The organism is Pseudomonas sp. Tav-5-1A (assembly GCF_055755055.1).
The window spans coordinates 3060879-3073558 of the sequence record NZ_CM146901.1 but is presented as its reverse complement, the minus strand read 5'-3'; the positions used below and the strand labels follow the sequence as shown (position 1 = coordinate 3073558).

Sequence of the window (12680 nt, the reverse complement as noted above, 5' to 3'; positions counted from 1 at the left end):
GATGGCCGGGCCAAATCAATTCAGCGCGTCACTGAGTTTCCAGAACGCGCTTAACCACTAAACGGGCCCGGGGCTGTTTCGCCTTGATCTTGAACCAGATGGCATAAAGCGCAGGCAGGAACACCAGGGTCATGATCGTCCCACCAAACGTGCCACCGATCAGGGTATAGGCCAAGGTGCCCCAGAACACGGATTGGGTCAGCGGGATAAACGCCAGCACTGCCGCCATCGCCGTCAACAACACCGGACGCGAGCGTTGAATGGTCGCCTCCACCACTGCGTCATATGCCCCCAGCCCCTGCGCCTGGTTGGTGTGAATCTGGCCAATCAGAATCAGCGTGTTGCGCATCAGGATGCCTGCCAGGCCGATCAGCCCGATCAATGCATTGAAACCGAATGGCTGGTGGAAGAGCATCAAGGTCGGCACCACCCCGATCAGCCCCAACGGCGCGGTGGCGAGCACCATGGCCATGGCCGCCAGCGAGCGCACCTGGAAGATGATCACCAACATCGTCAGCAGCATGATCGGAAACAAAGGTGCCAGGGCGTCATTGGCTTTACCCGCTTCCTCGATCGCCCCCGCCATTTCGATCCGGTAGCCGGAGGGCAGTATCGCAACCAGTGGCTGGAGTTCGTGCCACACCACCATGGACACGTCCGGGGGTTGGGTGCCGTCGGCAATATCCCCCCTGACGGTGAGACACCTGCGTTTGCGATCTGCCAGAGTATTACCCGCCAATCCCGCCCCCCCTGGAAGGCCAATTCTTGATCCGTTTAGCCCAAGCCAACGATGAGCCTGCCATCAGACACTGCGCCGAGCAGGCCTACGCCCGCTATGTACCTGAACTGGGGCGCAAGCCCGCGCCGATGACTGCCGACTTTGCCGCGCAAATCGCGGCGGGGAGCGTCTACGTGGCGACGGATGAACACGCCACCCTCGAAGGGTTTGTGGTGTTCTATGCCGAGGACGGTCATGTGCTGCTGGAGAATGTAGCCGTGCTGCCCAGCGCAGCAGGACGTGGGGTAGGTAAATCACTGATCAGCTTTTGTGAACATGCCACCCGACAGCTCGGGATGAATGCGGTGCATCTTTATACCAACGAGAAGATGACCGACAACCTCTCGATGTACGCCAAGCTTGGGTATGTTGAAGTGGGGCGACGCACCGAGCAGGGTTTCAAGCGCGTCTATTTCGAGAAAAGCCTGGGGTGAGGATGCCAAAGGCATCGACGCCGCCAGGCTGCGCCGGCCCCCGTTACGCTGAAGATCTCCAGCGTGATCGAGGACCGGCGGCAGCTACAGGCCGCCGCTGCTTCTATTTGCCGGACGGCAACGCATAGGCGATCAGGTAGTCACCCATCTTGGTCCCGAACGACCCGTGCCCGCCGGCCATGATCACCACGTACTGCTTGCCATTGGCCTCATAGGTCATTGGCGTAGCCTGGCCACCGGCAGGCAAGCGCGCTTGCCACACCAGGTCGCCGTTGGTGACGTTGTAGGCGCGGATGTAGTCGTCCTGGGTGCCCGCCATGAACATCAGGTTGCCTGCGGTCGAGATTGGGCCGCCCAGCATGGGCACGCCGATCTTCAGTGGCGGCAGTTGAATGCCTGGCAGGCTGTCGCGCACTGTGCCGATCCGTTTGCGCCAGGCCACCTGGTGGGTCTTCAGGTCCACGCCGGCGACATAGCCCCAGGCAGGCGCCTTGCAGGGCAGACCCAGGGGGGACAGGAACGCGTTGATCTCCACGCCGAAGGGCGTGCCGTATTGGGGCTGGATGCCCATCTCGGTGCCCGAGCTGCCACCGGTGTCGCCCTCTTTAGGCCACAGCGGGTTGTTGGGGCCGCGAGGGATCAGCTTGGACACGAACGGCAGGGCCATCGGGTTCATCAGCGCCACCTGGCGGTCGGGGTTGACCGAGATGCCGCCCCATTCGAACACGCCCAGGTTGCCCGGGAACACCAGGGTGCCCTGCTCCGACGGCGGCGTGTACTGGCCCGCGTAGGACAGGCGCTTGAAGATCACCCGGCACATCAGCTGGTCGAACATCGTGGCGCCCCACATGTTCTTGTCGGTCAGGGTCTGCACGGAGGTCAGGTTCAACGCCGAGCGTGGCTGGGTCGGGCTGGCGCGGTCACCCGGCGCGGCCTGGGTCGAAGGCACCGGCACTTCGCTGATGGGCACGATGGGCTTGCCGTCGCGGCGGTCGAACACGAACAGGTTGCCGGCCTTGGTCGGCACGTAGACGGCCGGCACCGCTTCGCCTGAAGCGACCTTCACGTCGGCCAGGGTGGGTTGCGAAGGCACGTCCATGTCCCAGAGGTCGTGGTGGGTGGTCTGGAAGCTCCACACCAGCTTGCCGGTGGTGGCGTTCAAGGCCAGGATCGAGCTTGAGTAGCGCTCCATGATCGCGGTGCGGTTGCCGCCCCAGATATCCGGCGTCGGGTTGCCCGTGGGGATGTACACCACGTCGGTCTTGGCGTCATACGCCAGCGGCGCCCAGGCGTTGGGGGAGTTGTTGACCAGGGTGTGCCCGTCGCCCGGCACGGCGTTGGGGTTTTCTGCGCCGGTGTCGAAGATCCAGTGCAACGCGCCGGTATTGACGTCGTAGCCGCGCAGGGCACCCGAAGGTTCATGGACGGACAGGTTGTCGGTCACTGAGCCACCGATCACCACCGTGGTGCCGGTGACCACGGGCGGTGAGGTCGGCTCAAGGCCACCCGGGTAGGCGTAGGGTTGCATCTGCTTGAGGTCCAACTCGCCCTTGTTGGCGAAGTCGCTGCACGGCTTGCCGTTGTCGGCGTTGATGGCGAACAGGCGGCCATCGTTCACGGGCAGGAACACCTTGCGCGGGCACTCGCTTTGTACCGGTGCGGCGCTGGCGAGGCTGGTGGCGAATTCGGCGGTGTTGGCACTATCGTAGTACGCCACGCCGCGGCAGGTCAGGTGCTGGAACGAGGGGTCGCCCTTGAGCTTGGGGTCGAACCGCCATTTTTCCTTGCCCGTGGTAGGGTCCAGGGCCACCAGGATCTGGTGCGTGGTGCAGATGAACATGTTGTCGCCAATCTTGATCGGCGTGAGTTCGTTGGTGGTCTCGCCCGAGTCATTCGCGGTCTTGCTTTCGCCACTGCGGAAGGTCCAGGCGACTTCCAGGTTGGCCACGTTCTTTTCATTGATCTGGTTCAGCGGCGAATAACGGGTGCCCGCCTGGGTCCTGCCGTAGGCCGGCCAATCGCCTGGCGCAACCCCTTCGATGGCCTGGGCCTCGGCCGGCTGGGACGCGGCAAGGGTGCCGTTGATTTCCTGCGGGTCGTTGAAGATCGAGTAGATCAGCACGGCGATCGCAAACGCCAGTGTCACCACCAGGAAGGTCCTGCCGGCGCGCAGGTCGGCAACGAACCCGCGGGTCACGGCAGGCACCAGCAGCCAGATGCCCAGCACGCCCAGGATGTCCAGGCGCGGCACCAGCGCCCAGAAGTCCGAACCGGCCTCCCACAGGCCCCACAGGGTGGTCAGCAGCATCAGAGCGCCATACAGCCACAGCGCGGCACCGGAGCCACGCTGCAGCAGCAGTGCGAACACCAGCAGCGCCACGCCTGCGATGACATAATAGAAGGAGCCGCCCAGCACCGTCAGCCAGACCCCGCCAAGCAGCAGGGCCAACCCGATCAGGGCGGCGACGATCACCGTAAACGTTTTCAGACCTGAAGCTGTACCGGGGGTGTTCATGGTCGTGTTTTCTCCAGTCCGCAGGCCAAGGGTGCAGACATGATCGACGATAGTGTCTAGTGATCGTAGTTGAACGGCCCCTACTGTCCAGCCAACACCGCCAATCCCCCTCGTCACCAACGCCGCGCAGCCCCAGCGACTCCGCGCTGGTCAAGACGCAGCCTTCGGCAGCTGCTACGGGAATGCGCGCAACCGGTACACCTGTAGCAGCAACTGTCTTTGTGGGAGCTGGCTTGCCAGCGAGTTTTCAGGGCCTCAACAGCTCGCTGGCAAGCCAGCTCCCACAGGATGTAGCAGCGGCCGCAGGCCGCGTCACGGGCGCCGCGCATCGCTGCGGGTTGCTCCCGCCAGCATGTGCCGGTGGAATTCGCGCAGATTCACCAGCGCATGCAATGCAGCGGCATGCTGCATGGCGTGGAGGTCCCCACTGAACCGCTGCTGGCGGGTGAAGATCTGTGTCCCTCCCGCGCTGACGAAGCCCCAGGCGAAACCTACGGTGCCGTCACCGCCATCGCACAACCCGGTGGTCGCAATCACGGCGTTGGCAGGGCTGTCGCGTAATGCACCGAGGGCCATTTCCCGGGCGACCTCCGGGCTGGTCACGTTGAAGTCCCTCAGGGTCTCGGCACTTACGCCCAGAAGCCTGTGCAAGGCGTGCGGCGAATAAATGACAGAGCCGCTCTCGACCACATCGCCGCAGCCTGCAACGTCGGCAAGCAGCGCAATGATTCTTCCAGCCGTCCCCGCCTCAGCCGTGGTCAAGTACAGCCGGTGCTGGCGGAGGTAGTCGACGACCTGCTGGGTGATTTTCGTGCCTGTCATACAGTGGCCATGTGATCTGGCCCACGGCCGTATCCGCAAGCACCTCTTCCTTTACCTGAGATCATCGGATAGCGGTGTCTCCTGATCGGGCGCCGGCACCTCTTCGTTGGGCGCCTCACCACCCTCCTCGTCCGGTTCATGGGGACGCCTGAGCGGGTCAAGATCATTGGGGTTGTCGGGGTCCAGGGACGGTTCGTCCGTGCCGGGCACAGGGGCCGGTGTTTCATAGGGCAAGCTTGAGTCGTCAGCCATACGCACCTCACCGTTCAAAGCCCGGGAACCCCGGGCCGTATCCATTTGAAATGGCCTCCCAGGCAAGGTGCGCCCCAAAAGACGAATGGCACCTCCCGCCACCACCACGGTGCACCGGCAGACGCCGCCGCCGTGTTATACAAGCCTGTTTCACGCCCGGAACAGCTGTAACGGTTCACGTCCATAAACCCTCACAAAGTTATACAAAGGCATACTTCCCGCACATATATCTGTATAACTTTTAATTCCACTTATCGGGAACAAACACAACTTAATCTCCCTCGCTTCACAACACGCGGCGCGCATCTAAACTCAATAAACCCTGTTAGCCAACTGTAGAGGTGCAACATGAGACAGCGTGGCGAGAAGTATTGGGAATGGGTGGATGCACAACAACATAGCCGTAGCCATGCCGAGGAACTTGCGAACGGCAAGGAAATAGACGTGGGCGTGCGCCTCTCCACCACGGGCGCCATCCAGGTGTTTATCGGCGTGTATGACCGGTCTGGCGAAGCCGTTTTTGAGGAATACATCCGCCACTCAACCGCCGACAGCCTCAGCGAAGCGCTGCTGGCTGGGGTGGAGCGCGCCCGCTGGTTGGCGTCGAGCTTGCCCCGGGCGTGCACAGGCTGATGCCCCGAGCTTGTGATTTGAATCTCGATTACCCGCCAACCACCACCGGGAGGTGCGCGACCATGCGCATGCGAGGGCCAAGTTATTATCAGTGGGCAGACAGCCAGCTGCCCAACTTTTCCCATGTGGAAGAGTATGGTGCGGACGCCCATATCGATGTTGTCGTGCGTTCATCCCGACAAGGCATCACGCAACTTTTCCTGGGTATCTACAATTCATTCGGCATGACGCTGGTCGAAGAATACTTCGACGCCCTGCCCGATCTGAATACTACCCAGGCCATGCAATGGGGCATTGCCAGGGCGAAGGCATTTGTTGACGGGGCCGCGACCCGAAAGGTGGTGCTGCTCAGCGCCGTGCGCAACGGCGGGCACGGTCAGCCGTGTGGGCACTGAGGCACACCCGCCGCAGCGCCGACGCGCAGCAACCAGCGCTGCCCGGCCCACGCCACCACCATGAGCACCGCCAGGGCGAGCATCACCGCCCGGTACCCTGACAGCAGCGCGTCGGGGGCGACCGCCTGGGCCGGGCCGGTGTAGTGCCGCAGCAGGCTCACCCCCAGCGCCAGGCCCAACCCGCCACCGACGTTGTGCAGGGTCATCAGCGAACCCACCGCCACCGAGCCGAACCGCTCGGGCACCGCGCTCACTCCCAGCACCGTGGACGGCCCCAGCAGGCACGCCCAGCCCAACCCCATGACGGCAAAGGCGGCCACTACGGATGGCAATGCCGTGCTGGCCGAGAAACCGATTTGCAGCAGCGCCGAGCCCGCGAACAGCAGCAGCCCGATCTGGATCAGCGGCCCTGCCCCCTTGCGATCCACCCAGCGGCCGACCCAGGGCGACAGCAATGCCACGCCCAACGTGGTGGGCAGCAACAGCAGGCCGCTGGCTTGCACGTCGGCGCCGCGCACCTGGGTCAGGTACAGCGGCATGACGAAAAACGCCACGCAGTAGAAGACCGCCAGGCTGAAGCTGGCCAGCACCGCGGCCACGAAGCGCCGGTTGGCGAACAGCTGCAGGTTGATGATGGGCGCGGCGACCCGCAACTCCACCCACACGAACAGCGCCAGCGCGACAACGGCCACGGCCAGCACCCCCAGGCTTTGCGGCGACGCCCAGCCCCAGCTGTCGCCCTGCACGATCAGCAACACCAGGCTCGGCAGGCCCACCAGCAACAGCACGGCCCCTGCCCAGTCCAGGCCCTGGCCCTGATCGTCGGCGCGCGATTCGTCGACATTGACCGCGATCAGCAACAGGCTCAGCAGCACGAAGGGCACGTTGATGAGGAAGATCCACGGCCAGCCGAACGCCTGGGTCAACACACCGCCCAGCACGGGGCCCACCGCCAGCCCCACGCCGTTGAAACCGAACAGCACGCCGAACGCCTTGCCCTGTTCATGGGCGGCGAACGCCTGCGCCACGATGGCCCCCGACGCGGTGTACAACACCGCGCAGGCCAGGCCCTGGGCCACCCGGGCGGCGATCAGCAAGCCTGGCCCCTGGGCCTGCCCGGCCACCACGGAGGCCACCCCGAACACCGCCAGGCCAATGCACAGGACGCGCTTGCGGCCGTGCAGGTCGGCCAACCGCCCCACCACGACCATGCAACTGGACATGGCCAGCAGGAAGCCGTTGATCACCCATTGCAGGGTGCTGACCGGCACGCCCAGCTGGCCCTGCAGCGCCGGCAGCGCGGTGTTGACGATGGTGAAATCCACGCACCCCAGGAAACTGGCGATGCTCACGCCCGCCAGTGCCCACCATTTGCGATGATCGTTTGCCGCGTGGCGCATGCCTGACTCCAAGGAGGACCTGATTGCCCGTGTGGGTGCGGTGCCGTGGTCGGCTGGGCGATCTTAGGATCCAAAGCAGGCAGCGCCAAATACCTAATGCGCATAAGCTCATGCGGGGCGTGGCTGAAGCGCGGCGCTCCCCCTGTGCGCGGGGCGTTTGCTGACCATGCAATACAGCGCCGCAGCCAGCAGCAAGCCCACGCCCCAACTGATGTCCGCCCCCAGCCAGCTCGCGACGAAGCCGGTGTAGAACGAGAACTTCATGAAGGGCACCGTGCCGATGATGGACACCGCATACACACCCAGGGTCCGTCGATTGAAGGCGCCGTACTGGCCCTTGGGGTCATACAGTTCGCCTACCTCGTAGTGCCCGCGGCAGACCCAGTAGTAGTCAGCCAGGTTGATCGCGCTCCAGGGAATCAGCAAATACAGCTGGCCAATCAGAATGTCCTCGAAGAAGGTGTCAAACCGGTACTGGGTGGCGATGGCAATCAAGGTCGCCGCCACGGTCAACCCGGCCATCACCCAGGCTTTCGAGGCAGCCGTGACGTGCCGCAACCCGCCAAAGGCGCCGACGATGGTCACCGACGACATGTAGGCGCTGTACAGGCACAGCACGTTGTATTGAATGACGCCGAGGGCAATCACCCCCAGTGCCACCGGCGCCCAGGCGCCGAAGAGTTTGGCAATGGCGGTGGCAGGGTCGCCCCCCAGTGCGGCCGGGATCGCCACGGCCAGCAGCGCGCCCAGCGCCATCATGGCGAATGAGCCCAGTGCGCAGCCGCAATAGGTGGTCCAGAACGTGGTGCGGGTGTTGACGTTGGCCGGGAGGTAGCGCGAATAGTCGGCCACGTAGGGGCCGTAGCCAAGGGTCCAGGAGGCCGCTTGCGCGATCACCAGGTTGAAGGCGGTCCACGAAAACACCTTGCCGGTCGCCGTGGCCGGTGCCACGCCGCCGGGGTGCAGCAGGATCAACACCAGCGCACAGCCGAACACCAGCGTCGACAGCAGGCTCATCCACGCCCCCAGGCGATGGATCAGCTCATAACCGACGAAACCGATGACGAAGGTCAGCACGCCCACCACCACGATGGCCTGGTTGTCGCTGATGTGCAGCAGCGCCTTCAAGGCATCGCGCATCAACACGCCACTGGCGGCCAGGAACAGCACCGCGGCCACCACCATCACCAGCAGCGGGATGGCCGCGCCATAGACACCAAACTGCGCCCGGCTCTGGATCATCTGCGGGACGCCCAGGTGCGGGCCCTGGGCGGAGTGCGCGGCCATGAACACGGTGCCGACGAGGTTGCCGACCAGCAGGCCCAGCACCGTCCAGGCTAGGCTCAACCCCGAGGCAATCCCCAGGGTGCCGACCATCAGGGCGGTGATCTGGAAGTTGGAGCTGAACCAGATGGTGAATAACCGTGCTGGGGTGCCATAGCGCTCAGCGTGAGGGACAAACTCGATACTGCGTTTTTCCAGCTGCACGACCGTCTCCTGTTCCATTTTCCTGATTATGCTCAAGGTGTTGGAGCAGCATGGGCCTGATGGCGAACCTCTCTTAGCTATCAGCGACCGCGGGGGGGGCATGCGGGGCCTGGGACACAGCCTGCGGCAGCTGCTACGGGGTGGCGGGTGCTATCCTGCATGATTGCGGAGAAGAACAAGGCATTTACCCAGCCCATGAACACGAAATATGAACAATCGCCGTTGCCCGAAGACTTGCGTGTGTTCCTCACCGTCATCCGCAAGGCCAGCTTCGTCGGGGCGGCAGAGGAACTGCAACAGTCGCCGGCCTATGTCAGCAAGCGCATCAAGGTGCTGGAAAACGTGCTGGGGACCAGGTTGCTGCACCGCACCACGCGCCGCATCGCCCTGACCGACACCGGCGTGCGGGCGCAGCAGTGGGCGGCGCGCATCCTCGATGACATGGACGACTTCATGGGCGAATTGAGCCAGGTGCGCAAGGCGCCCCGTGGGCGGGTGCACCTGTGCAGCAGCTTCGGCTTCGGGCGCAACTACGTGGCGCCGGCCATCGCCGACCTGGCCGTGGCCTACCCCGACCTGGAAATTCGCCTGGACGTGTTCGACCGGGTGGTGGACATCGTCGCGGAGGGCTTTGACCTGGAGATCCGCGTGGGTGATGACCTGCCCGGCCAGCACATCAGCCGCCAGCTGGTGGCCAACCGGCGGATCATTTGCGCGACGCCGGAGTATCTGGCAAAGCGCGGCACGCCGCAGACCCTTGAAGACCTGGCCCACCACGACTGCCTGGTGCTCAAGGAGCGCAACAACCTGTTCGGCGTGTGGCAGTTGCGCACCGCCAAAGGCGATGAAACGGTGCGCGTCAGCGGCCAGCTCTCGTCCAACAACGGCGAGATCGTGCTGCAATGGGCGTTGGCCCACCAGGGCCTGCTGCTGCGTTCGATGTGGGATGTGAAGCCGCTGCTCGATGAGGGCCGACTGGTGCAGGTGTTGCCCGATTGCAGCCAGAGCGCCAACGTCTGGGCGGTGTACCCGACCCGCCTGGCCGAATCGGGCAAGCTGCGCGCCTGCGTGGAATTCCTGGAGCGCTGGTTCAGCCGCCTGCAGGCGGACTGAACCCAGGGTCATCAGGCCAGCCAGGGATTGGCTTGCAGGTGCCGCGCCTCGAACGCCCGAATGGCATCGCTGCGCTGCAGGGTGCTGCCAATGGCATCCAGGCCCAGCAGCAACGCCTGCTTGCGCAGCGCATCGATCTGGAACGCGAGCACCCGGCCATCCCCCAGCAGGATGTGCTGGGCTTCAAGGTCAATGGCGATACCGGCGGTGTTTGCGTCACTGACCACCGTGCCTAGCTCCTTGAGCTGCGCAGGCGTCAATTGAATGGTCAACACGCCATTGCGTTGGCAGTTGTCATGGAAGATCCCGGCAAAAGTAGTGCCGATCAGGGCGCGAATCCCCAGCTGCTTCAGGCCCCACACGGCATGCTCGCGGCTGGAACCGCACCCGAAGTTGGGCCCCACCACCAGGAACGCGGCGCGGTTCCAGGGCGCCTGGTTGAGCACAAACTCTGGGTTGGCACTGCCATCGGCCAGGAAGCGCAGGTCGAAAAAAGCGCCGCGGTCGAGCCCGCTGCGGTCGATGCCCTTGAGGAACTGCTTGGGCATGATGACGTCGGTGTCGACGTTGGCGGCCAGCATCGGCGCCGCTATCCCTTCCACGTGATTGAACGGTTGCATGCTCACACCTCCAGCGCCAGGGAACGCACGTCGACCAGATGCCCGGCGACCGCCGCCGCGGCGACCATGGCCGGGCTCATCAGATGGGTTCGGGCGCCCGCCCCCTGGCGGCCCTCGAAGTTGCGGTTGGTGCTGGACGCGCAGCGGTCACCGGGGCCGAGCACGTCATCGTTCATTGCCAGGCACATCGAGCACCCCGACTGCCGCCATTCGAAGCCGGCGTCCCTGAACACCTGGGCCAGCCCCTCGGCTTCCGCCTGGTCACGCACCAGGGTCGAACCCGGCACGATCATCGCCCGCACGCCCCTGGCCACCTGCCGCCCGCGCACCACGCGGGCAGCGTCGCGCAGGTCCTCCAGGCGGGCGTTGGTGCAGGACCCGATAAAGGCATGGCTGATGGGGATGCCTTCCAGCGCCGTGCCTGGCTGCAGGTCCATGTAGCGCAAGGCGCGCTGCAGGTCCTGGCGCAGGATCAGGTCCGGCTCCGCCAGCGGGTCAGGCACCCGGCCGGTGATGGCGGCCGCCTGGTCGGGGCTGGTGCCCCAGGTCACCATGGGTTGCAGGTCGGCGATGTGCATCACCACCTCGTGGTCGAAGGTGGCGCCGGGGTCGGTGAACAGCCGTTGCCACTGCGCCACCGCGGCGTCCCACTGCGCGCCCTGGGGAGCACGCGGCTTGTCCCGCAGGTAGGCGTAGACCTTGTCGTCGGGGGCCATGAAGGCGCCGCGGGCACCCGCCTCCACCGCCATGTTGCAGATGGTCATCCGCGCCTCGACACTGAGGGCGCTGATGGCCGGCCCGGCGAATTCGATGGCGTAGCCGGTGGCCCCCGCGGCGCCGATCTGGCGAATCAGCGCCATGATGATGTCCTTGGATACCAGGCCCGCCCCGGGCTCGCCCTCGACGGTCACGCGCATCGTCTTCAGGCGCTTGTAGACCAGGGTCTGGGTGGCCAGCAGGTGTTCGATTTCCGAGGTGCCGATGCCGAAGCCGAAGGCCCCCAGCGCGCCATAGGTCGTGGTGTGGCTGTCGCCCGCGGCCACCACCATGCCCGGCAGGATAAAACCCTGCTCCGGCGCGACTACGTGCTCGATGCCTTGGCGCTTGTCCAGCACATCGAACAGTTCGATGCCGAAATCACGGCAGTTCTGCTGGAAATAATCAACCTGCAGCGCGCCACCCGCATCCGCCATCGCGGCGTTGCGCGCAGGGGTGGTGGGGTTCACATGGTCCACCACGCACAAGGTCGCCGAGGGGCGCCAGACCTGGCGGCCGGCCTCGCGCAGGCCGCTGAACGCCTGGGGGCTGGTGTATTCGTTGGCCACCTGGCGGTCGATATACAGCAGGACATGGCCCTGGTCGTCCAGCGCGCAGACGGTGTGGGAGTCGATATGCTTCTGATACAGCGTGCGTGGGAGGGTCATCGCCGGTACGTACCTCGTTGTCCAGGGCCTGAGGCATCAGGGTCGCTGCAGTGCAGCGTCGGCAACAGGATAGCGCGGTGAAAATACCCATCAATGGGCCATCAGTGCATCCTTGGTTTACGATTTGTGCATTATGGGTTGGGGACGCCGCCTGCGGCAGCTGCTACAGGGGGGGGCAGCTTTGCTTGCACCAGGGTCATCACTTGCGCCAGGCAGTCAGCCAGTCCGTGCTGTGCGGTGTCCAGCGCAAGGGCCGCGCCCTGCGGTGGCTCGTAGGGGGCACTGACGCCCGTGAACCCCTGGATCTGCGCGGCGCGCGCCTTTGCGTACAAGCCCTTGGGGTCGCGCGCCTCGCAGGCGTGCAGTGGCGTCGACAGGTAGACCTCGACAAAGCGCTGGTCGCCGATGATCTCGCGGGCCATCTCACGGTCGGCACACTTGGGCGAGATCAGCGCGCTCAACACGATCAGGCCGGCGTTGTTCATCAGGCTCGCCACTTCGGCAACCCGGCGAATATTTTCACTGCGGTCCTGCTCGGAAAACCCCAGGTCCCGGTTCAAGCCGTGCCTGACATTGTCGCCGTCCAGCACGTAGCAGGCATGGCCGCGACGCACCAGTTCCTGCTCCAGCGCGTAGGCAAGGGTCGACTTGCCGGACGCTGAAAGACCCGTGAACCAGACGGTAATCGCGGCCTGGCCAAGCAGCTGCGCCCGGTCACGCTGGCTGATTTGGCTTGGAACGCACTGGATGTTGCGCTGCACGCCAGCGCTCTCGGCAATATGTTTCATCGCATGGCTTCTGTTCAT

Annotated in this window: 11 protein-coding genes and 1 pseudogene; 4 read left to right on the top strand and 8 right to left on the bottom strand. The window is 64.7% G+C overall.

Annotated elements, in window-relative coordinates:
• Positions 1 to 28: 28 nt before the first annotated feature.
• Positions 29 to 700: pseudogene (locus AC0J42_RS14030) on the bottom strand (efflux RND transporter permease subunit); the annotation flags it as partial.
• 65 nt (positions 701 to 765) lie between these two features.
• Here AC0J42_RS14030 and AC0J42_RS14025 point away from each other — a divergent pair.
• Positions 766 to 1212 (top strand): GNAT family N-acetyltransferase, encoded by a 447-nt coding sequence (locus tag AC0J42_RS14025; RefSeq protein ID WP_473006617.1) that lies wholly within the window; start codon positions 766 to 768, stop codon positions 1210 to 1212.
• 103 nt (positions 1213 to 1315) lie between these two features.
• Here the strand turns inward: AC0J42_RS14025 and AC0J42_RS14020 are convergent, their stop codons facing one another.
• Positions 1316 to 3727, bottom strand: a complete 2412-nt coding sequence (locus tag AC0J42_RS14020) for a glucose/quinate/shikimate family membrane-bound PQQ-dependent dehydrogenase (RefSeq protein WP_473006616.1) — start codon at positions 3725 to 3727, stop codon at positions 1316 to 1318.
• Positions 3728 to 4039: 312 nt separating this feature from the next.
• Entirely contained in the window at positions 4040 to 4549 is a 510-nt protein-coding gene (locus AC0J42_RS14015; RefSeq protein ID WP_473006615.1) for a CinA family protein, read from the bottom strand.
• A gap of 600 nt (positions 4550 to 5149) precedes the next feature.
• On the opposite strand from AC0J42_RS14015, the gene AC0J42_RS14010 reads away from it, so the two are divergent.
• Positions 5150 to 5434 (top strand): hypothetical protein, encoded by a 285-nt coding sequence (locus AC0J42_RS14010; protein ID WP_416424146.1) that lies wholly within the window; start codon positions 5150 to 5152, stop codon positions 5432 to 5434.
• A gap of 62 nt (positions 5435 to 5496) precedes the next feature.
• A complete protein-coding gene (locus AC0J42_RS14005; RefSeq protein WP_416424145.1) occupies positions 5497 to 5829 on the top strand; it encodes a hypothetical protein in 333 nt (110 codons plus the stop codon).
• Here AC0J42_RS14005 and AC0J42_RS14000 read toward each other — a convergent pair.
• Positions 5811 to 7229 (bottom strand): MFS transporter, encoded by a 1419-nt coding sequence (locus AC0J42_RS14000; protein ID WP_473006614.1) that lies wholly within the window; start codon positions 7227 to 7229, stop codon positions 5811 to 5813. The genes AC0J42_RS14005 and AC0J42_RS14000 overlap by 19 nt on opposite strands.
• Before the next feature lie 108 nt (positions 7230 to 7337).
• A complete protein-coding gene (locus AC0J42_RS13995; RefSeq protein WP_473006613.1) occupies positions 7338 to 8717 on the bottom strand; it encodes a purine-cytosine permease family protein in 1380 nt (459 codons plus the stop codon).
• Positions 8718 to 8912: 195 nt separating this feature from the next.
• On the opposite strand from AC0J42_RS13995, the gene AC0J42_RS13990 reads away from it, so the two are divergent.
• Positions 8913 to 9830: a LysR substrate-binding domain-containing protein gene (locus AC0J42_RS13990; RefSeq protein WP_416424142.1), complete on the top strand. Its 918-nt coding sequence runs from the start codon at positions 8913 to 8915 to the stop codon at positions 9828 to 9830.
• Positions 9831 to 9841: 11 nt separating this feature from the next.
• Here the strand turns inward: AC0J42_RS13990 and leuD are convergent, their stop codons facing one another.
• The 3 genes from leuD to cysC form a co-directional block, all read right to left on the bottom strand.
• Positions 9842 to 10456, bottom strand: a complete 615-nt coding sequence (gene leuD, locus AC0J42_RS13985; protein ID WP_473006612.1) for a 3-isopropylmalate dehydratase small subunit — start codon at positions 10454 to 10456, stop codon at positions 9842 to 9844.
• Positions 10453 to 11874, bottom strand: a complete 1422-nt coding sequence (leuC, locus tag AC0J42_RS13980) for a 3-isopropylmalate dehydratase large subunit (RefSeq protein WP_473006611.1) — start codon at positions 11872 to 11874, stop codon at positions 10453 to 10455. Before leuC ends, leuD begins: the two co-directional genes overlap by 4 nt.
• A 131-nt stretch (positions 11875 to 12005) precedes the next feature.
• Positions 12006 to 12662, bottom strand: coding sequence for an adenylyl-sulfate kinase (gene cysC / locus AC0J42_RS13975; RefSeq protein ID WP_473006610.1), 657 nt, complete (start codon positions 12660 to 12662; stop codon positions 12006 to 12008).
• Positions 12663 to 12680 lie beyond the last annotated feature (18 nt).